Here is a 24,540-nt window from a genome sequence, read left to right on the forward strand (position 1 = left end):
TCTGTTGTGCGGGGTTATTTTACGCGTATTGGCTATAAGTATCGGCGTTCGTTGTAGCGCTATCGCTGTGGTTGGCCTACGGGCAAAAGACGAAAAAGAGGTTTAACTCATGACAGATAAGCGCAAAGACGGTTCAGGAAAGTTACTGTACTGCTCTTTTTGCGGCAAAAGCCAGCATGAAGTGCGTAAGCTGATTGCCGGGCCGTCGGTGTATATCTGCGATGAATGTGTTGACTTGTGTAACGACATTATTCGCGAAGAGATTAAGGAAGTAGCGCCCCACCGTGAGCGCAGTGCGTTGCCGACGCCACACGAAATTCGCCGCCACCTTGATGATTACGTCATTGGTCAAGAGCAGGCCAAGAAAGTGTTGGCGGTTGCGGTATATAACCACTATAAACGCTTGCGTAATGGTGACAGCAGCAACGGGATCGAACTGGGTAAAAGTAACATCCTGCTGATCGGCCCGACAGGAAGCGGTAAAACGCTGCTGGCTGAAACATTGGCGCGCTTCCTGGATGTACCTTTCACCATGGCGGATGCCACGACGTTGACCGAAGCGGGTTACGTTGGTGAGGACGTTGAAAACATCATTCAGAAGCTGTTGCAGAAGTGTGATTACGATGTGCAGAAAGCGCAGCGTGGTATTGTCTACATTGATGAAATCGACAAGATTTCTCGTAAGTCAGACAATCCGTCGATTACCCGCGATGTGTCTGGCGAAGGTGTACAGCAGGCGCTGCTGAAGCTGATCGAGGGGACGATTGCCGCGGTTCCGCCGCAAGGTGGTCGCAAACATCCGCAGCAGGAATTCTTGCAGGTTGATACCTCCAAGATCCTCTTTATCTGCGGGGGCGCGTTTGCTGGCCTGGACAAAGTCATCGAGCAGCGTACCGATACCGGGCGCGGCATCGGCTTTAACGCCACCGTTAAAGGCACTTCAGACAAAGCCACAGAAGGCGAGCTGTTAGGCAAAGTTGAACCGGGTGATTTGATTAAATTCGGTTTGATTCCTGAGTTCATCGGCCGTTTGCCAGTGGTTGCGACGCTGAGAGAACTGAGCGAAGAAGCGTTGATTCAGATTCTGCGTGAGCCGAAGAATGCGCTGACTAAACAGTATCAGGCGTTGTTCAATCTGGAAGGCGTTGAGCTGGAATTCCGCGATGAAGCGCTGACGGCGATTGCCAAGAAAGCGATGGCGCGTAAAACCGGTGCGCGTGGCCTGCGTTCTATCGTTGAAGCTGCGTTGCTGGATACCATGTATGACCTGCCATCGCTGGAAAGTGTGGATAAAGTCGTCATTGATGAATCCGTTATTGCGGGTCAGTCCGAGCCATTGTTGATCTATGGCAAGCATGAAACTCAGCAGGCTTCCGGCGAATAAGTAATCAATTAAGCCGTGCCACAAAATAAAAATGGGGGATTTTATCCCCCATTTATTTTTTACACACATGCTGGTCGTTGAATGTGAGACATTTATCCCCATATACTCAAATACCTATTTGATGAGACCCGTGAAAACCGCGTTTCACGAGATTCCCATAACCTGGCGGAAACGAAACTAAGAGAGAGCTCTATGAACCCTGAGCGTTCCGAACGCATAGAAATCCCCGTATTGCCGTTGCGCGATGTGGTGGTTTATCCGCACATGGTCATTCCGTTGTTTGTTGGTCGGGAGAAATCGATTCGGTGCCTTGAAGCCGCAATGGATCATGACAAGAAGATCATGCTGGTGGCACAGAAAGAAGCTTCAACGGATGAGCCAAGTATTAACGATCTTTTCTCGGTAGGGACGGTAGCCTCAATTCTTCAAATGCTGAAACTGCCCGACGGCACGGTAAAAGTGTTGGTCGAAGGGTTACAGCGTGCGCGTATTACGACGCTTTCTGACAGCGGCGAGCATTTCGCGGCACACGCAGAATATCTGGATTCTCCGGCGATCGACGAGCGCGAGCAGGAAGTGCTCATGCGTACCGCGATCAATCAGTTTGAGGGATACATCAAACTGAATAAGAAGATCCCGCCGGAAGTGCTCACCTCTCTGAACAGCATTGATGATGCGGCGCGTTTAGCAGATACGATTGCTGCGCACATGCCATTGAAACTGGCTGATAAACAGTCTGTGCTTGAAATGTTCGATATCACCGAGCGTTTAGAGTATCTGATGGCGATGATGGAATCTGAAATCGACCTGTTGCAGGTGGAAAAGCGGATCCGTGGCCGTGTTAAGAAGCAAATGGAGAAAAGCCAGCGTGAGTACTATCTGAATGAGCAAATGAAAGCCATTCAGAAAGAGCTGGGCGAGATGGATGATGCACCGGATGAACACGAAGCGTTAAAGCGTAAGATCGACGCGGCAAACATGCCGAAAGATGCGCGTGAAAAAGCCGAAGCCGAGTTACAAAAGCTGAAAATGATGTCGCCCATGTCGGCTGAAGCGACTGTAGTGCGCAGCTATATCGACTGGATGGTGCAGGTGCCGTGGAATGCACGCAGCAAAGTGAAGAAAGACTTGCTGAAAGCGCAGGAAATGCTGGATACCGACCATTATGGTCTGGATCGCGTGAAAGAACGTATCCTCGAATATCTCGCAGTTCAGAGCCGTGTCAGCAAGATCAAGGGGCCGATTCTGTGTCTGGTGGGGCCGCCAGGGGTAGGTAAAACCTCACTTGGTCAGTCTATCGCCAAAGCGACCGGACGTCAGTACGTGCGCATGGCGCTGGGTGGCGTGCGTGATGAAGCGGAAATCCGCGGGCACCGCCGTACCTATATCGGTTCAATGCCGGGCAAATTGATCCAGAAAATGGCGAAAGTCGGCGTGAAAAACCCATTGTTCCTGTTGGATGAGATCGACAAAATGTCTTCCGACATGCGTGGCGATCCGGCTTCTGCCCTGCTGGAAGTGCTCGATCCTGAGCAGAACGTGGCGTTTAACGATCACTATCTGGAGGTCGACTACGATCTGTCCGATGTGATGTTTGTTGCCACGTCTAACTCCATGAATATCCCGGCGCCGCTGCTTGACCGTATGGAAGTTATTCGTCTTTCCGGTTATACCGAAGATGAAAAACTGAATATCGCCAGACAGCACCTGTTGCCGAAACAGATCGAGCGTAATGCACTGAAAAAAGGTGAATTGTCCGTTGAGGATAGCGCGATTGTTGGCATTATTCGTTATTACACGCGTGAAGCCGGCGTGCGCAGCTTAGAACGTGAAATTTCCAAACTGTGCCGTAAAGCCGTAAAAACGCTGTTGATGGATAAATCCACTAAGCATATTCAGATTTCTGGCGATAACCTTAAGGATTTCCTTGGGGTACAACGCTTTGACTATGGTCGTGCCGACGATGAAAATCGTGTAGGGCAAGTGACCGGTCTGGCCTGGACGGAAGTCGGCGGCGATTTGCTGACGATCGAAACCGCCTGTGTGCCGGGCAAAGGTAAGCTGACCTATACCGGTTCATTGGGCGAGGTGATGCAGGAGTCGATTCAGGCTGCGCTCACCGTGGTTCGTGCCAGAGCGGAAAAATTAGGCATCAATGCAGATTTCTATGAGAAACGTGATATCCACGTTCACGTACCTGAAGGCGCGACGCCGAAAGATGGGCCGAGTGCGGGTATCGCTATGTGTACTGCACTGGTATCCTGTTTGACGGGGAACCCGGTGCGTGCCGATGTGGCGATGACCGGAGAGATAACTCTGCGTGGTCTGGTGCTTCCGATCGGTGGTCTGAAAGAGAAACTGTTGGCCGCACATCGTGGTGGTATCAAAACCGTATTGATTCCAGACGACAACAAGCGCGACCTGGAGGATATCCCGCAGAACGTGATTGCGGATTTGGAAATCCATCCGGTTAAGCGTATCGAGGAAGTGTTAGCGTTAGCGTTGCAGAATTCGCCTTCTGGCATGCAAGTGGTTTCGGCGCCTAAAGCGAAGGCCAAAGCCAAGGCAAAAGAGTGACCTGTCGCAAAAACCCTTGAGAAAATCAGGGCTGGTGAGTGAAATCGTGCTTGCCAGCTTTTTTTTGTACCGCTAAGTTAGAGCACTGTTAGTTTTAGCCGTAACTGGCTAAGCATGACAGTATTGATAATAAGTTACGTGTCGCGTCTTGGGGCATTGAAACGCGATAAGAGAATTCCAGAGGGGATGACAGAGTGAACAAGTCACAATTGATCGACAAAATTGCCGCAGATGCTGATATTTCCAAAGCGGCAGCAGGGCGTGTGTTAGATGCAATTATTGGTTCCGTTACCGAATCCCTGAAAGAAGGGGATGATGTGGCTTTAGTCGGTTTTGGTACTTTCTCAGTGCGTGAACGTGCTGCTCGTACTGGCCGTAACCCGCAAACTGGTAAGGAAATCAGCATCCCTGCGGCAAAAGTACCAGGGTTCCGTGCTGGTAAAACGCTGAAGGACGCCGTTAACTGATTATTACGTCACAGGTTTGGCTGATAACCACTTTGGGTGCCAAACAATACCTGACGCAATGATATTGGTAAGGTAAGATACGAGGCGCATCATTTTATGATGTGCCTTTTATTTATATAGATACCCGACATGCGACAGAACGTAGCGAAGGAGATGTTAAAACAACGGGTGAACATCACCGTATTGTTAAACATCGTAGCGGGTCGTTCTGGTGGCGGGCAATAAGCTTAAGTGCGCCCTAGCCTTGTATTGGGCTATAGCAATCGCAAGGATGCAGGCTCTGGCCAGCGCAGGGAGTTTTATCCATTCTACAGCGGAGTGTTGTCACATTATGATGGACAATTTACGTACGGCCGCGAATAACGTCGTGCTCAAAATTATTCTTGCTTTGATCATCGCATCATTCGTTCTAACTGGCGTTGGTGATTATCTTATTGGTGGTTCAGGAGATTACGCGGCAAAGGTGAACGGGCAGGAAATTAGCCGCGCACAGCTTGAGCAGGCGGTACAGAACGAACGCAGTCGTCAGCAGGAAACCTTGGGTGAGAATTTCTCTCTCTTGGCGAGTAATGACGGCTACATGCAGCAATTGCGTAGGCAGGCACTCTCCCAACTCATTGATGAAGCTTTACTGGATCAGTATGCCAACAAACTGGGCTTGAACATCAGCGATGAGCAAATCAAACAGGCGATCTTTGACGTTCCCGCGTTTCAGACAAACAACCGTTTTGATAATGAAAAATATCTGGATCAGGTGCGCCGCCTTGGCGTAACGACGGATATGTATGCTCAGATGCTGCGTAAGCAACTGACTTCACAGCAACTGATTCGTGGTTTCGGCAATACCGCATTCCTGCTGCCGCAGGAGATCGATAACCTGGTGAAACTGGCTGCACAAGATCGCGTCGTCCGTGTGGCAACGATTGATATTGCGGCTAAAGCGAAAGCCCAGACGGTTGCCGATGATGAAGTCCTGAGCTATTACGAGCAAAACAAAGGGAATTTCATCGCGCCGGAAGAGTTCAAAGTTAGCTATATCACGCTGGATGCGGCAAGCATCATGGATAGCGTGAAAGTAGACGATGCGGCCATCAACGCGTTCTACGAACAGAATAAGAACGACTACTCTCAACCTGAGCGCAAAAAATTCAGCGTCATTCAGGTGAAGGATGAGGCCGATGCCACGTCTGTTCTGGAAGCGCTGAAGCAAGGTGGTGATTTCGCTACGCTGGCGAAAGAAAAATCAACGGACGTTATCTCGCGCCGCAACGGTGGCGATCTGGGATGGATGGACGAAAACAGTATGATTGATGAGCTGAAGCAGGCAAAACTGACGGAGAAAGGTCAGGTTTCCGAAGCGATTAAATCTTCTGTTGGCTATCTGATTGTGCGTCTGGATGATGTTCAACCGCAGCAGGTCAAACCGTTGAGCGAAGTCCGTGCAGAGATCGCTGAGAAAGTGAAGCATGAGAAAGCGCAGGATGGTTACTATGCGCTGCAACAAAAAATCAGCGAAGCGGCTAGTAATGACAACGAGTCTCTGGCCTCAGCAGAAGAAGCCGCTGGTGTGAAAGCTACGCAGACCGACTGGTTTACGCGTGAGAAAGTTCCTGCTGCGCTGAACTTCCAGCCGGTAACGCAGGCTATCTTTAGCGGTGCGCTGTTGGGCGAAAACGGTGCTGCGGGCAACAACTCCGATGTGATTAACGTTGAGGGTGACCGTGCTTTCGTTCTGCGTATCACGGAGCACAAGCCTGAAAGTACTCGCCCTCTGGATCAGGTGCGTACTGAGATCGTTGAGGTGTTGAAACGTCAGAAGGCTGAGCAGCAGACTAGTGTAGACGCTGAAAAAATTCTGGCTGAGCTGAAGCTGGGTAAAGACGACGCGCTTAAAGCGGCAGGTCTGAGCTTTGGGGAAGCAAAAACGTTGTCTTCTCTCTCTCAAGGTGATGTAACGGCGGAAGCAATCTTTGCTATGCCGCACCCACAGAAAGATAAGCCGTCTTATGCGATTACTCAGGATCAGGCCGGTAACATTGTGCTGGCTGCGTTGGATAGCGTGACGCCACATCAACTCAATGATGAGCAGAAAACACAGTTCTCCAGTCAGATTCAGCAAAGTTCTCTGGGGGCGATGTTTGATTCCCTGCTGTCCAGTTTGCGCCGTGAAGCGAAAATCAAGATGGGCAATGCGGCGCAGGAACAGCAATAAGCCCCGCAAAAATTTGCAAATCGTTGCAACAACTAAAGGCCGCTTTCGCGGCCTTTTCCACATTTAAATTCTGCTGTTTGCGCTGCCAACGGGTCTGCGGCAAGGTAGCGATGCTGTCAAACACATGGAGGAAACAGCATGAAAAAATCAGGAATAAAAGCACTGTGCTTAATCATTGGGATGAGTTTGTCTGGGTTGCCATTACTGGGTCAGGCGGCACCTAAAGCGGCCGACACGGCGGCGGCGAAGTCTACATCGGCAGATCAGAAAGTGGAAAAATCAACATTGCCGGATGGTGATGAAGATAAGGTAAGCATCAATGCAGCAAGCGCTGCCGAGTTGGCTGACATCATGAACGGTGTCGGCCTCAAAAAGGCAGAAGCGATTGTTAGCTACCGTGAGCAGAATGGTCCTTTTACCCAGATCGATCAGTTAACCGAAGTTCCGGGAGTTGGGGCGGCGTTAGTTGAGCGTAATCTCTCGCGGCTCAAACTATGATGTTTTCAAAACCGTGAGGTCTTTAAAACTGTGATAGGGGTCGCAGCCTGGTTGAGCACTTTCTCCGGGTTGCGAACCTCTGCTAGGCTAACTATCAGGTCATACCAGTTTTCGGTTTTGTCACAGGAGTATTCGCGTTATGCAGACTTTCATTACCGTTCGCGGCTATCACATTGATGTTTATCAGCACGTTAATAACGCCCGCTATCTGGAGTTTCTGGAGGAGGCGCGCTGGCAGTGGCTGGAAACGATGCCCGCTTTTGGCTGGATGCAACGTAATAAGATTGCTTTCGTGGTGGTGAACATCAATATCAACTATCGCAAGCCTGCCGTTCTCGGTGACGTGCTGCGGATTGATAGCGAACTGCTACAGATGAATACGAAAAGTGGCGTGATCAGTCAGAAAATAACCCGCGTATCGGATAAAAGCGATGTGGCTGATGCCACGCTGACGTTTGTCTGCATTGATTTATTGACGCAAAAAGCCTTGCCGCTGGAGGGCGAATTGCTGGAGCACCTAAATGAGATCCGCCGTTAATACCGGGCAGTAGGCTATTTATAGCCTACTGCTGTTTGTGTGGCATCTCGGTGTGGTGACGCGAAGTATCAGCGTAATCCTGCTTTCTGTTTCAGCGATGCCATGACGGCGGCAGAATCTTTTTGATATTGCGCGAGTCCATTTGCGCGTAAATGGCAGGCGGCACATTGCCCACAGCCATCACCTTTGACGCCGTTATAGCAGGTTAACGTGTGGTAACGAACGGTATCCAGTTGCTGGTAGTAATCCGCTAACGCCCAGGTTTCAGCCTTATTAAGCCACATCAGCGGGGTTTCAAAACGGATATCTCGGGCAATGCCTAGAATAATAGCCTGATTCAGCGCCTTGACGAATTCGTCACGACAATCTGGATAGCCGGAAAAATCGGTTTCACACACGCCGGTAATGACAGTTTCTGCGCCGACCTGATAGGCATAGATTGCGGCGAGTGTCAGGAACAGAATGTTTCTTCCCGGCACGAAGGTATTGGGGATACCTTGTGCATAGGCATCGTAATCAGGAACCGGGATGCTATCGCGTGTCAGGCTGCTGGTGGCGAGTTCATTCAGCAAGCCGACGTCCAGAACTTTATGCGCGGTGGCACCCAACGTCTGGCTGAGTTCTCGGGCGACATCAATTTCCGCGCGGTGGCGTTGCCCATAATCGAAGGTGATGCAGTGGACGTCATCATAATGTTGCAGAGCCTGGATCAGGCAGGTTGTGGAGTCTTGCCCACCGCTAAAAACGACAACAGCACGTTTCATTCTTCATTCACCTTAACGCGACGTTAACCGCAATACGTCTGTAACGTACTGCGGCGTAAAGTCGCTATGTTACCTGAAAAATGGCTCACATTCAGTGCTACGGCTACGTACTGAATACCGTGGTTACACCAGACAGGATCCCGGCACGAATGGGAACGTCTCTGGGGTATGCAGAGCATCAAGGTAAGGACGAATGTCACCGATGTTTTTTTCCACCCAACTGCTGTTGTAGTAGGTGTCCAGATAACGTTCGCCACTGTCGCATAGCAGGGTCACAATCGCGCCTGTTTGGCCACGGCTCACCATCTCTTTAGCCAATTGCAGCATTCCCCAGACATTGGTGCCAGTAGAGGCACCGGTTTTGCGGCCTAACACGCTTTCCAGCCAGTGCAGCGTGGCGATGCTGGCGGCGTCCGGTACTTTGATCATGCGATCAATGACGTCAGGAATAAAAGAAGGCTCGGCACGCGGGCGACCAATACCTTCTATGCGGCTACTGCGCGAACCCGTGATGGAGCGATCCCGCTGCTGGTAACAGTCGTAGAAGACAGAGTGTTCTGGATCGACGACAACCAGTTGCGTATCCAACCCCTGATAGCGAATGTAACGCCCGAGCGTGGCTGACGTGCCGCCAGTCCCCGCGCTCATTACGATGTAGTCCGGTACAGGATGGGGTTCGCGTGCCATTTGGCGGTAAATACTGTCGGCAATATTGTTGTTGCCACGCCAGTCGGTGGCGCGTTCCGCATAGGTGAACTGATCCATATAATGGCCATTCATCTCTTGTGCGAGCTGTTCGGATGCTGCATAGATTTGTCCTGCTTGTTCGACAAAATGGCAGCGTCCACCATAGAAAGTGATTTGCTCGATTTTTCTTTTTGCAGTGCAGGAGGGCATGACGGCAATAAATGGCAGGCCGAGCAACCGTGCAAAATAGGCTTCTGACACGGCAGTGCTGCCTGATGATGCTTCGACAATCGGGGTGCCTTCTTTAATCCAACCGTTGCACAGTCCGTAGAGAAACAAAGATCGAGCCAGACGATGCTTCAGGCTACCGCTAGGGTGCGTGCTTTCATCTTTGAGATAAAAATAGATACCGGGGTAATCCGGTAGAGTTAGACGGATAAGATGCGTATCAGCCGAACGCTGAAAATCGGCTTCGATAGCGCTGATGGCATTTTTAACCCAGACATTGCTCATGATGAAAACTCGTTAGATAGCTGTGCGCATAGATTAACGAGTTTTCAGGATAAAAAAATTACCTTTTTATCTCTATATTCCTAAATTAAGAGAATTATTTACTCCTTAATTTATTTTTAGGGGAATTTATTATTCTTGGACTGCTGGGGATCGCTACCCAAAAAACATGGCGATGGCGGCGGCCAGCGCAACGGCAGCCATTAAAGCGAATGCCATATTAATGGCACTGATGATAAACGGGAATGCGATCACTGCGATCCCCAACATGGCTGCGCTCATACAAGATCTCGCGGATTCACGGCGAGCGAAGCCGAAAACAGCGAAAATGATCGCAAGACAACCTAATACGGATGTTGCTGTAACCACTAACCGCTGTTCATTGAATGAGGATTGTGGGGCAGGTGTGGCGGCGGTTTTTCCCAGTAACCTATCAAGGGTGGTATCGCGGATGGAAACAATTTTCTCTGCGATTCGCGCTTCAAGCGGTACTTCTGGGGTCGATGGGCCGGCCCAAAAATAGGATACGGCAACGACGAATCCGATTGCACCCAAAATCATACCTATCAAACTGAGTTTATTATTTTTATATTTTTCCATCGTTCTGCCACTCCTGGTTGGCATAAAATACACTACTGGCGGATACATAATGAATGGTAAAAATCATCCACCTGTTCGTCGTCTTACCTTCCGTGAAAGGTCATTAAATTCCATACTATACAGTTTGTTATGTTTTTTTCATTATCGATTAGTGATGCCGTTTGCTGATGGTTGAGGGCGATTTGCGGTAGGAAGAATATTGCTTTTTTCTCTTAATCGGGGAAAGTAGGAGAAAAATTTTCCATGGGGCTGCGCTATGTTGGATAAAATTGATCGTACTCTGCTGAATATGCTTCAGCAGGATTGCACGCTTTCGCTACAGACGCTCGCCGAGGCGGTTAATTTGACGTCCACGCCATGCTGGAAACGTCTGAAGCGTCTGGAAGACGAAGGGATTATACGGGCTAGGGTCGCGCTGTTGGATAATGAACGCCTTGGCTTAGGGCTAACCGCCTTTGTCTTATTAAAGACGCAGCAGCACAATCGTGATTGGTATCAGACGTTCACCCGCGTGGTGTCCGATATGCCAGAGGTGCTGGCTTTCTATCGTATGGCAGGGGAATACGATTATCTGATGCAGGTCCAGGTCGCGGATATGAAAAGCTATGATGACTTTTATAAGCGGCTGGTGAATGGTATTCCTGGCCTGGTCGATGTAACATCAAGCTTTGCTATGGAACGAATCAAACATACCACGGCATTGCCCTTATCCCTGTGATTCATCATCCATACTCGTCATACTTCAAGTTGCATGTGCGTTGGCAGCATTCAGTCACCCGAATCACTTACTTGAGTAAGCTCATCGGGATGCCTTCTCTTGCCGCCTTCCTGAAACTTGAATTATGTAGTGTATATCCGTCTTTTATATAATCACTTTTCTGAGTCTGTCATGACCCGTCTGGCTATTGGAATGAAAACCGCGTGAGACTGTTTGCTCAACTGAGTTGGTATTTTCGTCGTGAGTGGCGGCGCTATCTGGGCGCTGTCGCGCTATTGATTGTGATTGCTATTCTGCAATTACTCCCCCCTAAACTGGTCGGTGTGATTGTCGATGGTGTGACGCAACACGGCATGTCGATGGGCGAAATGATGACGTGGATCGGCGTGATGTTAATCACGGCCATCATGGTGTACCTGCTGCGCTACGTGTGGCGGGTGTTCCTGTTTGGCGCGTCATACCAGTTGGCGGTTGAGTTACGAGAAGATTTTTACCGCCAATTGAGTCGTCAGCATTCTGCATTTTACCAACGTCATCGTACCGGCGATCTCATGGCGAGAGCCACTAACGATGTCGATCGTGTCGTTTTTGCCGCCGGAGAGGGGGTGCTGACGTTGGTGGATTCGATGGTGATGGGCTGTGCCGTGCTGGTGGTTATGTGTACTCAGATCAGTTGGCAACTCACCCTGTTGGCGCTGCTTCCGATGCCGATCATGGCGCTTTTCATCAAACGCTATGGCACCCAGTTGCATAACCGTTTTAAAGCCGCACAGGCGGCGTTTTCTACGCTTAACGATCAGGCGCAGGAAAGTTTGACCAGCATTCGGATGATTAAATCTTTCGGTCTGGAAAACTATCAATCCGCGCGCTTTGCACAAGTAGCGGCGGATGCGGGGGCTAAAAATATGCACGTTGCACGCGTTGATGCCCGCTTCGATCCCACGATTTATATTGCTGTCGGGCTGTCGAATTTGCTGGCGATTGCTGGCGGTAGTTGGATGGTGATTAACGGTTCGTTGACGTTAGGCCTGTTGACCAGTTTTGTCATGTATCTGGGATTGATGATATGGCCGATGCTAGCGTTAGCCTGGATGTTTAATATTGTTGAACGTGGTAGTGCGGCATATAGCCGTATTCGTCAGCTACTTGCGGAAGAACCCGTCGTGAAAGACGGTGAGGAATCATTGCCCGCTGAGCGAGGCGTGCTGGCGGTGAATATCTCCGCGTTTCGCTACCCGGATAATACCCGTGATGCGTTACAACATATTCAGTTTACGTTGGCACCGGGCAATATGCTGGGGTTATGTGGGCCGACGGGGGCGGGGAAAAGTACGCTGCTGGCGTTGATTTTGCGGCATTTCGATACGCAGTCGGGCGAGATTCGCTATCACGATCGTCCATTAAGCGCGATTCGACTGGATGAGCTACGGAGCCGCTTTGCCGTGGTGGGACAAATGCCGTTTTTGTTTTCGGATACGGTAGCGCAAAATATCGCACTGGGTCGGCCCAATGCCACCCAAGAAGAGATTGAACAGGCGGCGCGGCTTGCTAGTGTCCATGATGATATTCTGCGTTTGCCTCAGGGCTACCAGACGGAAGTGGGTGAGCGCGGTGTGATGCTATCCGGCGGTCAAAAACAGCGGATCGCGATTGCTCGTGCTCTACTGCTGGAGGCTGAAATTCTGGTATTGGACGATGCGCTATCTGCGGTTGATGGGCGAACGGAACATCAGATTTTGCAGAATCTCAAAACATGGGGTGAAAAACGGACGCTGATCATCAGCGCACATCGCCTGTCAGCGCTCACTGAAGCGAATGAAATTGTGGTGTTGCAACAAGGAAAAACGGTGCAGCGTGGCACTCACCGGATGCTGGCGTCAGAACCCGGCTGGTATCGGGATATGCACCGATATCAACAACTGGAGGCGGCGCTGGATGAGGTGCCGTCGTCGGAAGGAACGAAAAATGACTAGTCCTCAGCAGTTTTGGCCAACCCTGAAACGCCTGCTGGCTTACGGCTCCCCCTGGCGCAAACCGCTGCTACAAGGGGTACTGATGCTGTGGGTTGCTGCTATTGCCGAAGTATCTGGCCCCGTGTTAGTGAGCTATTTTATTGATAATCTGGTGGCAAAAGGCCAGTTCCCGCTGGCGATTGCGGCGGGGCTGGCAATGGCCTACATCCTGCTGCAAATTCTGGCCGCTGCGTTGCATTATTTTCAGACGTTGCTGTTTAACCGCGTTGCGGTCGGTGTTGTGCAGCAACTGCGTATCGATGTGATGGATGCGGCGTTGCGTCAGCCGCTGAGCACATTTGATACGCAGCCGGTCGGGCAGTTGATTTCACGAGTGACCAATGACACCGAAGTGGTGAAAGATTTGTACGTCATGGTGGTGTCAACGGTATTGCGCAGTGCGGCGCTGGTTGGTGCGATGCTGGTGGCGATGTTCAGCCTGAGTTGGCAGATGGCGCTGGTTGCGCTGATGATTTTCCCCGCGGTGGCGACGGTTATGGTGCTGTACCATCGGTTTAGTACGCCGATTGTGCGCAAGGTACGAAGCTATCTGGCGGATATTAATGATGGTTTCAACGAAGTGATTAATGGCATGGGCGTCATTCAGCAATTCCGCCAGCAGGATCGCTTTGGCAAGACGCTGGGGGCAGCCAGCCATGAGCATTATAAAGCACGCATGAAGGCGCTGCGTCTGGAGGGGTTCCTGCTGCGGCCGCTGCTGAGCCTGTTTGCCGCGATGGTGCTGTGTGGTTTATTGATACAATTCGGTTTCAGTTCAATGGGATCGGTTGGCGTTGGCGTCTTGTATGCGTTCATCAACTATCTTGGCCGTTTGAATGAACCGTTGATTGAGCTGACAACTCAGCAATCCATGCTACAGCAAGCAGTGGTGGCCGGTGAGCGTATCTTTGAACTGATGGATGGCAAAAAGCAGGGCTACGGCGATGACGAACGTCCTCTGGTGAGAGGGCGCGTCGATATCGACAATGCCTCTTTCTCGTATAACACAGAAAAACGTGTGCTACAGAATATCTCTTTGACGATACCGGATCGCGGGTTTGTCGCGCTGGTCGGGCATACCGGCAGTGGCAAAAGTACGCTAGCCAGTTTGCTGATGGGGTATTACGCGCTGGATAAGGGCGAGATCCGGCTCGATGATCGGCCACTGTCGACGCTCTCTCATGCGGTTTTGCGCCAAAATGTGGCAATGGTGCAGCAAGATCCGGTTGTGCTGGCCGAGTCCATGTTTGTGAATGTGACGCTGGGGCGTGATATCAGCGAAGAGGCCGTTTGGCGCGTATTGGAAGTTGTGCAGCTTGCTGAACTGGTTCGAGGTTTTCCTGAAGGATTGCATACGCGTATTGGTGAGCAGGGAAATAACCTGTCTACCGGGCAAAAGCAACTGTTGGCGATTGCGCGGGTACTGGTGCAAACGCCTAAGATCTTGATTCTTGATGAAGCCACTGCAAATATTGATTCGGGCACGGAGCAAGCGGTGCAAAAGGCGTTGCGTATTATCAGGGAGCAGACAACCTTGATTATCATCGCACATCGGCTTTCCACCATTGTTGAGGCCGACACGATTATGGTGCTCCATCATGGGCAAACCGTTGAGCGGGGAACGCATGAGCAATTGCTGCAACAGCAAGGGCGCTATTATCAAATGTATCAATTACAGTTGGCCGGAGAGGATTTGGCTACCACTAGCACGGAGCCTTGCACCGCATAATTCCCTGGTCTGCACCGCCCGGAGTGGTGCAGACCGACAGTCTGCATATCGCTTCGCACCATCACTAAGCATAAGGATCCCGGTTTTTACTCGTGATGCACTAAAAGTACTCTGCGTGCACTAACTTGGTGCAACTCTTGCTCATATCTTTCGTCATTTCTTTCCCACAGGCTGCATTTTTTGCCCCTTCGCCTCTTTAATTCCGTTTTCTTTCCTGATTTATGCCAGATAAATCATTTATGGCACATCCTTTGCTTTAATTATGGCGTAGACCTACTGCATACAGCGCGTAATCGAACAAGTGACGGGCGAAAGTCTGAACGTAATGGTTAGGGGGAAGATGAATGAAACTGGTTACTGTGGTGATAAAACCATTCAAGCTGGAAGATGTACGTGAAGCGTTATCTTCTGTCGGCATCCAGGGGCTCACTGTCACCGAGGTGAAAGGCTTTGGTCGTCAGAAAGGGCATGCCGAGCTGTACCGTGGCGCAGAATACAGCGTTAACTTTTTACCTAAGGTAAAAATAGATATCGCGATTGCAGACGATCAACTGGACGAAGTGATCGATGTGATCAGCAAAGCTGCATACACCGGAAAAATTGGTGATGGCAAAATTTTTGTCGCCGAGCTGCAAAGAGTGATCCGTATCCGTACGGGTGAAACTGACGAAGCCGCACTTTAACAACACCTGACGTAGATTCGTAAATAGGGATGGATGAAAATGAAAAAACTACTCTCTTCATTAGGTCTCGGTGTGGCGGCATTACTCCCGTCCTGGGCAATGGCTGCGACACCGACGATCGATAAAGCGGATAACGCTTTTATTATGATTTGTACTGCGCTGGTACTCTTTATGACTATACCAGGCATTGCACTGTTTTATGGTGGCCTGATCCGTTCCAAGAACGTTCTGTCTATGATGACGCAGGTGAGCGTAACTTTCGCGATGGTTTGTATCCTGTGGGTCGTTTACGGATATAGCCTGGCATTCAGCGAAGGTAACGCCTTCTTTGGTGGTTTCAGCACGTTTATGCTGAAAGGCATCGGGATTGAGTCCATCAGCGGTACTTATTATCAATTTGTACATGTGGCGTATCAGGCTTCCTTTGCCTGCATCACCGTCGCGCTGATTGTCGGGGCAATTGCTGAACGTATTCGTTTCTCTGCTGTGTTGATTTTTGTTGCTCTATGGCTGACTTTCTCCTACCTGCCGATGACGCACATGGTATGGGGCGGCGGTTATTTGGCTTTGGATGGCGCGCTGGATTTCGCTGGTGGTACGGTGGTTCACATCAACGCCGCTGTTGCTGGTTTGGTGGGCGCTTACCTGCTGGGCAAACGTGCCGGTTTTGGCAAAGAAGCTTTCAAACCGCATAACCTGCCGATGGTATTTATCGGTACGGCGATTCTGTACATCGGCTGGTTTGGTTTCAATGCGGGTTCTGCGGGGGCGGCGAACGGTGTTGCCGCACTGGCTTTCCTGAATACGGTTGTCGCTACTGCTGCTGCGATTCTGGCATGGGTTGGCGGTGAGTGGATGGTTCGCGGTAAACCTTCTCTGCTGGGCGCATGTTCTGGCTGTATCGCCGGTCTGGTGGCTATCACGCCAGCGGCGGGTACCGTTGGTGTCGGTGGCGCATTGGTTATCGGTCTGGCTGGTGGTGTCGCAGGTCTGTGGGGCGTAACCGTACTGAAAAAATGGCTGCGTGTGGATGACCCATGTGACGTATTCGGTGTTCACGGCGTGTGCGGTATCGTTGGCTGTATCCTGACCGGGGTATTCTCTTCGGCTTCGCTGGGCGGTACTGGCTATGCAGAAGGCGTGACGATGGCGCATCAGGTTTGGGTTCAGTTGTTCAGCGTCATTGTGTGTCTGGTGTGGTCTGGCGTGGTGGCATTCGTCGCCTTCAAAGTGGCGGATATGATTGTCGGTCTGCGTGTACCTGAAGATCAGGAGCGTGAAGGTCTGGATGTCAACAGCCATGGCGAAAGCGCTTACAACCAATAATTGAGATTTCTCAAATATAGTAACGGGCGTGGAGGAAACTCCGCGCCCGTTTTGCGTTACGAGGTGACCTAACGTTTACGGCTGGCGGCGGCGCATCACGCCTTCCTGCACGCTGGATGCAACCAGCACACCTTCACGAGTATAGAACTGCCCACGCACGAACCCACGAGCACCGGATGCTGACGTGCTTTCTACGGTATAAAGCAACCAGTCATCTAAGCGGAAATCACGGTGGAACCACATCGAATGGTCAATCGTGGCGACCTGCATACCCGGCTCCAAAAAACCAACGCCATGAGGCTGTAAAGCCGTAAGTAGGAAATTGCAGTCAGACGTGTAGCCAAGCAGATATTGATGAATACGCTTATCGTCCGGCAATGAGCCGCTGGCACGGCACCAAACGTGTCGTACCGGTTCATCGACTTCGCCTTTTAGCGGGTTATGGAATTTCACCGGACGCATCTCAATCGGGCTGGCCTGAATAAATTTATCGCGAAAGCGGGGGGGCAGGAGATGCTGCATATCTTGGGCGATTTCCTGCTCGGATTTCAGCGCTTCTGGTGGTGGGACGTCCGGCATCACATTCTGGTGCTCAAACCCTTCTTCATGGCTTTGAAATGAGGCTGTCATATAAAAAATCGGGCGACCATTCTGGATAGCGCTCACACGGCGAGCGCTGAAACTGTTGCCATCGCGCAGGTTTTCAACGTCATAAATAATCGGCTTTTGACTGTCGCCGGGTAACAAAAAGTAGCTGTGGAAAGAGTGAATGTTGCGCTCGACGGGAACGGTCTGCTTGGCGGCTGACATGGCCTGACCTACGACTTGCCCACCAAAAACCTGGCGCAGCCCCAAATCATCGCTTTGTCCACGAAATAGTCCTTCTTCGAGCTTCTCTAAGTGCAGGAGGTCGAGAAGGTGTTGTAGTGGTTGACTCATGGTATCGGCCTCAATGGATATGAATGCGGGTTATCTGTTTGTTTTGTAATGTGTAACGTGTTTCATGATGGCTTTTTACTGCAATAAATATGTGGTTTTCAGGAAAATATCAGAATTTTGCACCATGATTATTGTGCTGGGTGAATCATACTCTTTATGAGTGCCGGTTTTCGATACCGGCAGTCTGACAATAATAAAGGAGACTGACCGAATGAAATTATGGCATATCTTAGGCGGTATCACGTTATCGATGACTCTGGCTGCATGCGCACAACGGGGGGATTATGGTGTTTCTCCTCAAACCGGCGCACCTGTCACCCGTGCATCTTCCCAGCAACCCGCTGTCGCGATGCCTGCGGTAACGGGGACGGTGAATATCCGTCAGCGCATTGCGCTACCGCACAACGCCGTGTTAACCGTTACGGTGTCTGATGCATCGTTGGCGGATGCGCCTTCAAAAGTGATTACTCAGCGTGTGACACGCACAGAAGGGAAGCAGGCACCTTTCCAATTCGAGTTACCGTATAATCCAGCGGATATCCAACCCAATGCCCGTATCTTACTCAGTGCGGCTATTGCAATCGATAATCGCATTGTCATGGTGACGGAGAACGTTCTGCCAGTCATTAGCAACGGGGTAAATCACGCCGATTTGGTTCTGGTTCCTGTCGCTTCTGTTCCCTTACCGACCAAACATCAGGGATCAATGATAGCGAACCCGACGAATGAGACTCCTCATATGCTTCCGAGACAACCGGATTCGTTATCTACAGCACCGCAGCCAATTTGGTAAGGCATTTATCTGAATACGCGCCGTTATGGCGCGTATTGCCAGCGATATTTCGTAAGATCAATCTTTCCCTGACGATTAAAAATAACCCCCTCCGCCTGTAGCGCTGACTTCTGGCGCACATAGTCTCCACCGACCAGTGATATTTCACCTTTACGATTGATAACCCGATGCCAGGGAAGTTTGCTGTCTTTTGGCAGGCGTTTTAACACACCGCCGACTTGTCTCGATGCTCTGGGTGAATCGGCGAGCTGTGCGATGTCGCCATAGGTGGCTATCTTGCCGTAAGGGATCGCCGCGACGATTTGAAAAACGCGTTGGCGGAAATTATCGTTTTCTTCTGACATCTGCGGATGTTCCTGCCATTTCTAAATCGATTAAACGTCATAGTGGCATAGTGAGGTGAGTAAGAAAACAACGGTTAGCGTGTGTTAGCTTGCAATTGCCTATCCCATCGCCGATAATGCCCACCGCTTTGTGACACGCTGTGGTTACCATGTGCAAACTGTTATAAAGTCGTCAATGGAGGCCCTGTCGGTTCTCCCGCAACACTAACCTGTGGATTCGGTCAGGTCCGGAAGGAAGCAGCCGCAGCAGGAGACGTGTGTGCCGGGATGTAGCTGGCAGGGCCTCCACCATTTCATGCCTACCAACGCTCATCGTCAGATTGCCTCTCTTTTCCTGCGTGCGTTTTGCGAAAAGATTACTGACCCACCTTTACTTAGTGAATCATCATCACGGTAATTATTGTGTCCCCTGTATTCATCATGGGAACGACTAGTAGAGAGGTTATCAATGCTATTGTTATATCCTCGTCGTCTTTCACATTGCATGTACATCGCTACGTTCGACTGACAGAATTACTGTTCTAAGCAAGCACATTGGGGCACTTCGTTGTCCGATCTGCGGATATTGGAATTATTTTTAATACCGTGATAAACGGTGAGGAAATATACGTGGGGGTGAAAAATAGATATATCTTTACTTAATATTAAAAATACACTTTGTTACAAATATTACTCAAATAATGCATTAAAAAAATAATAAAAACAAAGGCCGATAATATTATCGGCGCAGTGTATTTAATGTCAGTTTTTGTATGTGTTTCGTCAAGAATTAACGAACATATCGCCATACAGCGGTAGGAACTTTGTCGTAGAGTTTGTTCATCGTCAGTTCGGCCAGACGATGGTCGGCTGCTGAAAAGAACATCTCCAGTTCATCATTGGAGAGTTCATACTTGTTTTTTTCAATAACGCGTTCGAGAGTGTCAATGGTGGTGCATTTACGCAAACGCATCAAATAGTCGATTTTTTTCATAATGGCCTATGCAAACAGTACCTGGTGGTTAAAAAATATAAATAAATTATTGCTTAAGTTTTAGCAGGCGTACAGATGTCCTCCCCTGAGAACATTCCGAATAATTTTGCTTTGGACTTCTGCCAGCGCCGTAGTTCAGTATCATTAATACCATAGTTGCTAAACAAGACGTAAGTATCATCCAAATACTTTTCAACCTGCTCTGAAAGTTCACTTTCGTTAGGGTATTTTATTTTAAATGTGAGAATAAATGTAGCGATATGCTCAATAAGTTCATTTAATTGGAGATTGATCGCAGATGTTGGATCATTGACCCAGCCGTGACTGCTATCGCCTAACGTTGCTATACTCTCATAACACAGATTCTCACATAAGAATCTGAGTTGGGCAATATCATAATGTTTTGGGGTGTACTCATCCATATCAATCCCTCCGTTAAGCCGTTATTCAGTGTTACTGCGGTTAACACCTGGTAAACAGGTAGACTGATGAAACTCGCAAGATAAAGACATTAGCCGTGTTTCGTATTCATGCTGTTACAGATAATGCATTAAGTCATTGTGATTTGTTCAGCAATGAATGAGACGACAGAGATTCTTGTACCTCCTACTCTCTACTATGTCGTGAAATAGGGTTGGCGTAAATACCTACATATCATGACTTAGCCTTAAGTATAGCTGTATCATGCAGGTTATGATTACGTCGTTCTATATATGACTATAGCAAAGGTGTTGGTAAAATTCGCGAATAATAGACGCGCTTTTTATTGCTATTTATTTTGATCAGGCTTCAAATTTTTTGCAACTATGAACATTGAGTAAATTTTTCTGCGATTGATTTAATTATTTTTATCTGAAGAATAGCAGAGACAGCGGAGGGAATGGGAAGATGTTTTTCGGTCGATTAAGTGAGAGGGTATCTTATTGTTTCAATTGTTTTTTATGCGAGGCATCCCGTACAGTCTTGCTCGCAAGATGGCACGATTGTATCGGGATGCCGAGAGAAAGATTAACTTTTCTTCTTCTTCCCGCCTTGTACGGCCTTAAAGCGCGGATTTGATTTGCATATAACGTAAACGCGTCCACGGCGGCGAACCACAATACAATCTTTATGGCGATTTTTTGCTGAACGCAGCGAACTAAGCACCTGCATATAATAACCCTCTCTGATTACTTGAAGAAGTTGCCAAAACGCTGCTGGAAGCGCGCGGTGCTGCCTTCTTTGGAATATTCTTTTTGCTTCCCGGTGTAATAGGGATGCGACGCCGAAGACACATCAATGGTGACATAAGGGTAACTAGCGCCCTCCAGTTCAATGGTTCTATCGGTTTTAATGGTTGATCCCGTCCTGTAATAGACATCCGCGCTGGTATCATGAAATACCACAGTGCGATAATCAGGATGAATACCCGCTTTCATATTTGCCTCATTTGTTATGTTATAACATACCTTTTATGTTGCGCCTTTTTATCCTCTGGATCAACCATTATGTTGCGGTACGATGACATGGCTCTCTAACCCGCTGTAGAGAGGCATAAGATAGCCAATCACGCTCGTTTGCTGGCTGAGCTTGGGGAGTGTAAGCAGGGATATAAAAAAGGCCGCGAGGCGGCCTTTGAACGTAGATATCGGTGAGGGGCGATCTTAGTGAGCGGTTGTATCGTCTACTTTCTTGCTGAAGCGACGGCGAACAACCACAAAAAATACCGGAACGAAGAAGATAGCCAGCACGGTTGCGGTGATCATCCCGCCCATTACGCCAGTACCAACGGCGTTCTGTGCACCGGAGCCTGCACCACTACTAATGACCAGCGGCATAACACCGAGGATAAAAGCAAGTGATGTCATCAGGATGGGACGCAAGCGCATACGAACGGCGTCCAGCGTTGCCTCGACCAACCCTTTTCCTTCTTTGTCCATCAAGTCTTTAGCAAACTCGACAATCAATATGGCGTTCTTCGCCGACAGCCCTATGGTTGTCAGCAGACCCACCTTAAAGTAAACGTCGTTTTCAAGACCCGTAATGTTCGCCGCAATCAAGGCTCCGATGATCCCTAATGGAACAACCAGCATGACGGAGAACGGTATTGACCAACTCTCATACAGCGCAGCCAGACACAGGAATACGACAATCAATGAAATCGCATAGATTGCAGGTGCCTGATTGCCTGATAGCCGTTCTTGATAGGACATCCCCGTCCACTCGTAGCCGATGCCTTGCGGCAACTTGGTGACGAATTCCTCCATCAGCGCCATCGCATCACCGGTGCTCTTACCGGGAGCCGCTTCACCCTGAATCTGCATGGATGGCTGGCCATTGTAACGCTCCAGACGCGGTGAACCGTATTCCCAGTGGCTCTGGGTGAAGGCGGAGAAGGGCACCATTTGCCCGTTATTACCGCGAACGTACCAGTTTTTGATGTCATCTGGCAGCATACGGAAAGGCGCATCGGCCTGAACGTAAACTTTCTTCACACGACCACGATCGATAAAGTCATTCACATAAGAGCCACCCAGCGTGGTTGCCAACGTTGAGCTGATATCCGACAGTGACACACCAAGTGCTTGTGCTTTTTCCTGATCGATATCGAGTCGGAACTGCGGTGTATCTTCCATCCCGTTAGGACGAACCTGCACCAGCGTATCAGGACGCTGTGCGGCCATACCCAACAGTTGGTTACGGGCTTCCGTCAGTTTTGCATGGCCAAGGTTAGCCTGATCAATCAATTGGAAGTCGAAACCTGTTGCCGTACCCAGTTCGATAATCGCAGGAACGTTGGCGGCAATAACGATAGCTTCTTTATACTGGCTGAAGACCGCGTTAGCTCTGGCAGCAATCGCCTGAACTTTATTTTCTGCGCCGCTTCGTTCGCTCCAGTCATTCAGGCTGGCAAATGCCAGACCGGCGTTCTGCCCACGACCAGAGAACCCGAAGCCCGTCACAGTAAACACAGATTTGACATTATCTTTCTCATTGTCGAGATAGTATTGCGTCATTCTGTCCATGATTTTCTGGGTATTTTCCTGTGTCGCCCCTGAAGGCAACTGAACGATGTTCAGGAGAACGCCCTGATCTTCGTCTGGCAGGAAGGAGGTGGGCAAACGTAAGAATAGCAAGGCCAGACCAACAACAATCAGCAGGTAGATGACCAGATAACGCCCCGTGCTGCGCAGGATATTTGCCACGCTGTCGGTGTAATGATGCGTACTTTTCTCAAATACCTTGTTGAACCAGCCGAAGAAGCCTTTTTTCTCACCGTGATCGCCTTTGGCGATCGGTTTTAACAATGTGGCACAAAGCGCAGGGGTCAAAATCAATGCGACCAGCACCGACAGCACCATCGCAGAAACGATAGTGATAGAGAACTGGCGATAGATTGCCCCGGTGGAACCGCCGGTAAACGCCATCGGGACGAATACGGCAGAGAGCACTAACGCAATACCGACCAACGCCCCTTGGATCTGCTCCATGGAACGTTTTGTCGCTTCTTTAGGCGGTAGGCCTTCTTCCGCCATGACACGCTCTACGTTTTCCACGACGACGATGGCGTCATCCACCAGAAGTCCGATGGCAAGCACCATCGCGAACATCGTCAGGGTGTTAATGGAATAACCAAACGCGGAGAGGATAGCAAATGTCCCCAACAAGACGACCGGCACGGCGATGGTTGGGATCAGCGTGGCACGGAAGTTCTGCAAGAACAGATACATCACCAGGAATACCAGTACGATGGCTTCCACCAGCGTTTTCACTACTTCGTTGATCGAAATCTTCACGAAGGGCGTGGTATCGTACGGATAAACCACTTTCATGCCAGAAGGGAAGAACTCTTCCGCTTTGGTCAGCGCGGCTTTTACTGCGCTGGCGGTATCTAGCGCGTTGGCACCCGTTGCCAGTTTGATACCGATACCGGCAGCAGGTTTACCATTGAAACGCGCGATGATGTCGTAGCCTTCCGCTCCCAATTCAACGCGTGCCACGTCTTTAAGACGAACCTGAGAGCCATCGGTGTTAACTTTCAGCAGTATTTTAGAGAATTCGTCAACCGACTTCAGCCGAGTCTGCGCAATGATCGACGCATTCAACTGCTGACCGGGAGCGGGGGGGGTGCCCCCTAATTGTCCTGCCGCAATCTGGTTGTTTTGAACTCGGATTGCAGCGATCACATCACCAGAGGTTAATTGGTAGTTGTTCAATTTGCTTGGATCCAGCCAGATACGCATCGCGTATTGGGCACCAAACAATTGTGCATCACCCACGCCGGTGGTACGGCTGATGGAATCTTTAACGTTAGCGGCCACGTAGTCAGCGATATCTTCCTGTGACATTTTACCGTCTTCACTGATGAAGGCGGCAACCATGAGGAAGCTACTACTGGATTTCTGAACGTTAACCCCTTGCTGTTGTACTTCCTGCGGTAGCAGCGGCATGGCCAGTTGCAGTTTGTTCTGCACCTGAACCTGCGCGATATCTGGATCCGTACCTGCCTCAAACGTCAGCGTAATCTGAACCGTACCAGAAGAATCACTGCTTGATGACATATACATCAGGTTATCGATACCGTTCATATTCTGTTCGATAACCTGGGTAACGGAGTCCTGCAACGTTGACGCATCGGCCCCAGGATAGTTTGCGGTTACGTCAATCGCGGGGGGCGCGATTGTCGGATACTGGGCAATAGGTAATTTAACAATTGCCAGCAACCCCGTCAGCATCACTATGATGGCGAGTACCCATGCAAAAATGGGTCGATCTATAAAAAACTTAGCCATGAATTATACCGGCT

The 24,540-nt window shown here is 49.8% G+C and carries 22 protein-coding genes and 1 other RNA gene; 13 read left to right on the forward strand and 10 right to left on the reverse strand.

The features are described from left to right. Nucleotides 1–109 precede the first annotated feature (109 nt). The 6 genes from clpX (at nucleotide 110) to OI69_RS04980 (ending at nucleotide 7,676) form a co-directional block, all read left to right on the forward strand. Nucleotides 110–1,384 carry an ATP-dependent protease ATP-binding subunit ClpX gene (clpX, locus tag OI69_RS04955; RefSeq protein WP_039346833.1) on the forward strand — a complete coding sequence of 425 codons (1,275 nt, stop codon included), beginning with the start codon at nucleotides 110–112 and terminating at the stop codon, nucleotides 1,382–1,384. Nucleotides 1,385–1,576: 192 nt separating this feature from the next. Continuing rightward, nucleotides 1,577–3,961 (forward strand): endopeptidase La, encoded by a 2,385-nt coding sequence (lon, locus tag OI69_RS04960; protein ID WP_039346835.1) that lies wholly within the window; start codon nucleotides 1,577–1,579, stop codon nucleotides 3,959–3,961. A 194-nt stretch (nucleotides 3,962–4,155) separates the two neighbouring features. Continuing rightward, the gene (hupB, locus tag OI69_RS04965) at nucleotides 4,156–4,428 is read left to right on the forward strand and encodes a nucleoid-associated protein HU-beta (protein WP_005976031.1); all 273 of its coding nucleotides are present in this window, start codon (nucleotides 4,156–4,158) and stop codon (nucleotides 4,426–4,428) included. A 331-nt stretch (nucleotides 4,429–4,759) separates the two neighbouring features. Then, nucleotides 4,760–6,640, forward strand: coding sequence for a peptidylprolyl isomerase (gene ppiD / locus OI69_RS04970; protein ID WP_039346837.1), 1,881 nt, complete (start codon nucleotides 4,760–4,762; stop codon nucleotides 6,638–6,640). A 138-nt stretch (nucleotides 6,641–6,778) separates the two neighbouring features. After that, the gene (locus tag OI69_RS04975; RefSeq protein ID WP_039346838.1) at nucleotides 6,779–7,138 is read left to right on the forward strand and encodes a helix-hairpin-helix domain-containing protein; all 360 of its coding nucleotides are present in this window, start codon (nucleotides 6,779–6,781) and stop codon (nucleotides 7,136–7,138) included. A gap of 139 nt (nucleotides 7,139–7,277) precedes the next feature. After that, nucleotides 7,278–7,676 carry an acyl-CoA thioesterase gene (locus OI69_RS04980; protein ID WP_039346840.1) on the forward strand — a complete coding sequence of 133 codons (399 nt, stop codon included), beginning with the start codon at nucleotides 7,278–7,280 and terminating at the stop codon, nucleotides 7,674–7,676. Nucleotides 7,677–7,744: 68 nt separating this feature from the next. Here OI69_RS04980 and queC read toward each other — a convergent pair whose 3' ends face one another. The 3 genes from queC to OI69_RS04995 all read right to left on the reverse strand — a co-directional run bounded on the left by queC (nucleotide 7,745) and on the right by OI69_RS04995 (nucleotide 10,237). Then, complete coding sequence (gene queC / locus OI69_RS04985) at nucleotides 7,745–8,440, reverse strand: 7-cyano-7-deazaguanine synthase QueC (RefSeq protein ID WP_039346842.1); 696 nt, start codon at nucleotides 8,438–8,440, stop codon at nucleotides 7,745–7,747. 123 nt (nucleotides 8,441–8,563) lie between these two features. Next, nucleotides 8,564–9,640 carry a PLP-dependent cysteine synthase family protein gene (locus OI69_RS04990; RefSeq protein ID WP_039346844.1) on the reverse strand — a complete coding sequence of 359 codons (1,077 nt, stop codon included), beginning with the start codon at nucleotides 9,638–9,640 and terminating at the stop codon, nucleotides 8,564–8,566. A gap of 153 nt (nucleotides 9,641–9,793) precedes the next feature. Further along, the gene (locus tag OI69_RS04995; protein ID WP_039346849.1) at nucleotides 9,794–10,237 is read right to left on the reverse strand and encodes a hypothetical protein; all 444 of its coding nucleotides are present in this window, start codon (nucleotides 10,235–10,237) and stop codon (nucleotides 9,794–9,796) included. Between the two features lie 256 nt (nucleotides 10,238–10,493). On the opposite strand from OI69_RS04995, the gene OI69_RS05000 reads away from it, so the two are divergent. The 5 genes from OI69_RS05000 (at nucleotide 10,494) to amtB (ending at nucleotide 16,705) form a co-directional block, all read left to right on the forward strand. Further along, entirely contained in the window at nucleotides 10,494–10,955 is a 462-nt protein-coding gene (locus OI69_RS05000; RefSeq protein WP_039346851.1) for an Lrp/AsnC family transcriptional regulator, read from the forward strand. Nucleotides 10,956–11,158: 203 nt separating this feature from the next. Continuing rightward, entirely contained in the window at nucleotides 11,159–12,928 is a 1,770-nt protein-coding gene (locus OI69_RS05005) for a SmdA family multidrug ABC transporter permease/ATP-binding protein (protein ID WP_039346853.1), read from the forward strand. After that, nucleotides 12,921–14,696, forward strand: coding sequence for a SmdB family multidrug efflux ABC transporter permease/ATP-binding protein (locus OI69_RS05010; RefSeq protein WP_039346855.1), 1,776 nt, complete (start codon nucleotides 12,921–12,923; stop codon nucleotides 14,694–14,696). Before OI69_RS05005 ends, OI69_RS05010 begins: the two co-directional genes overlap by 8 nt. A 344-nt stretch (nucleotides 14,697–15,040) precedes the next feature. Then, nucleotides 15,041–15,379: a P-II family nitrogen regulator gene (glnK, locus tag OI69_RS05015; protein ID WP_002208627.1), complete on the forward strand. Its 339-nt coding sequence runs from the start codon at nucleotides 15,041–15,043 to the stop codon at nucleotides 15,377–15,379. Between the two features lie 39 nt (nucleotides 15,380–15,418). Next, on the forward strand, nucleotides 15,419–16,705 hold the full coding sequence (gene amtB, locus OI69_RS05020) for an ammonium transporter AmtB (protein WP_039346857.1): 1,287 nt from the start codon (nucleotides 15,419–15,421) through the stop codon (nucleotides 16,703–16,705). Nucleotides 16,706–16,780: 75 nt separating this feature from the next. Here the strand turns inward: amtB and tesB are convergent, their stop codons facing one another. After that, nucleotides 16,781–17,644, reverse strand: coding sequence for an acyl-CoA thioesterase II (gene tesB / locus OI69_RS05025; protein WP_039346859.1), 864 nt, complete (start codon nucleotides 17,642–17,644; stop codon nucleotides 16,781–16,783). Nucleotides 17,645–17,855: 211 nt separating this feature from the next. Between tesB and OI69_RS05030 the strand changes: the two genes are divergently transcribed. After that, nucleotides 17,856–18,437: a YbaY family lipoprotein gene (locus tag OI69_RS05030; protein WP_039346860.1), complete on the forward strand. Its 582-nt coding sequence runs from the start codon at nucleotides 17,856–17,858 to the stop codon at nucleotides 18,435–18,437. 23 nt (nucleotides 18,438–18,460) lie between these two features. On the opposite strand, the gene OI69_RS05035 is transcribed toward OI69_RS05030, so the two are convergent. Further along, nucleotides 18,461–18,781: an MGMT family protein gene (locus OI69_RS05035; protein WP_039346861.1), complete on the reverse strand. Its 321-nt coding sequence runs from the start codon at nucleotides 18,779–18,781 to the stop codon at nucleotides 18,461–18,463. Nucleotides 18,782–18,966: 185 nt separating this feature from the next. Here OI69_RS05035 and ffs point away from each other — a divergent pair. Beyond that, nucleotides 18,967–19,063: signal recognition particle sRNA small type (ffs, locus tag OI69_RS19075), an RNA gene on the forward strand. Between the two features lie 487 nt (nucleotides 19,064–19,550). Here the strand turns inward: ffs and OI69_RS05040 are convergent. The 5 genes from OI69_RS05040 to OI69_RS05055 form a co-directional block, all read right to left on the reverse strand. Further along, nucleotides 19,551–19,754, reverse strand: coding sequence for an HHA domain-containing protein (locus tag OI69_RS05040; RefSeq protein ID WP_005976087.1), 204 nt, complete (start codon nucleotides 19,752–19,754; stop codon nucleotides 19,551–19,553). Nucleotides 19,755–19,807: 53 nt separating this feature from the next. Then, on the reverse strand, nucleotides 19,808–20,176 hold the full coding sequence (tomB, locus tag OI69_RS05045; RefSeq protein WP_039346862.1) for an Hha toxicity modulator TomB: 369 nt from the start codon (nucleotides 20,174–20,176) through the stop codon (nucleotides 19,808–19,810). 586 nt (nucleotides 20,177–20,762) lie between these two features. Beyond that, nucleotides 20,763–20,906, reverse strand: coding sequence for a type B 50S ribosomal protein L36 (gene ykgO, locus OI69_RS19080; RefSeq protein WP_072034259.1), 144 nt, complete (start codon nucleotides 20,904–20,906; stop codon nucleotides 20,763–20,765). Nucleotides 20,907–20,923: 17 nt separating this feature from the next. Then, nucleotides 20,924–21,172 (reverse strand): type B 50S ribosomal protein L31, encoded by a 249-nt coding sequence (locus OI69_RS05050; protein ID WP_039346863.1) that lies wholly within the window; start codon nucleotides 21,170–21,172, stop codon nucleotides 20,924–20,926. 225 nt (nucleotides 21,173–21,397) lie between these two features. Further along, nucleotides 21,398–24,526 (reverse strand): efflux RND transporter permease subunit, encoded by a 3,129-nt coding sequence (locus OI69_RS05055; RefSeq protein ID WP_039346864.1) that lies wholly within the window; start codon nucleotides 24,524–24,526, stop codon nucleotides 21,398–21,400. Nucleotides 24,527–24,540: the final 14 nt, after the last annotated feature.

Source organism: Pectobacterium fontis, from assembly GCF_000803215.1.
Lineage (GTDB): Bacteria > Pseudomonadota > Gammaproteobacteria > Enterobacterales > Enterobacteriaceae > Pectobacterium > Pectobacterium fontis.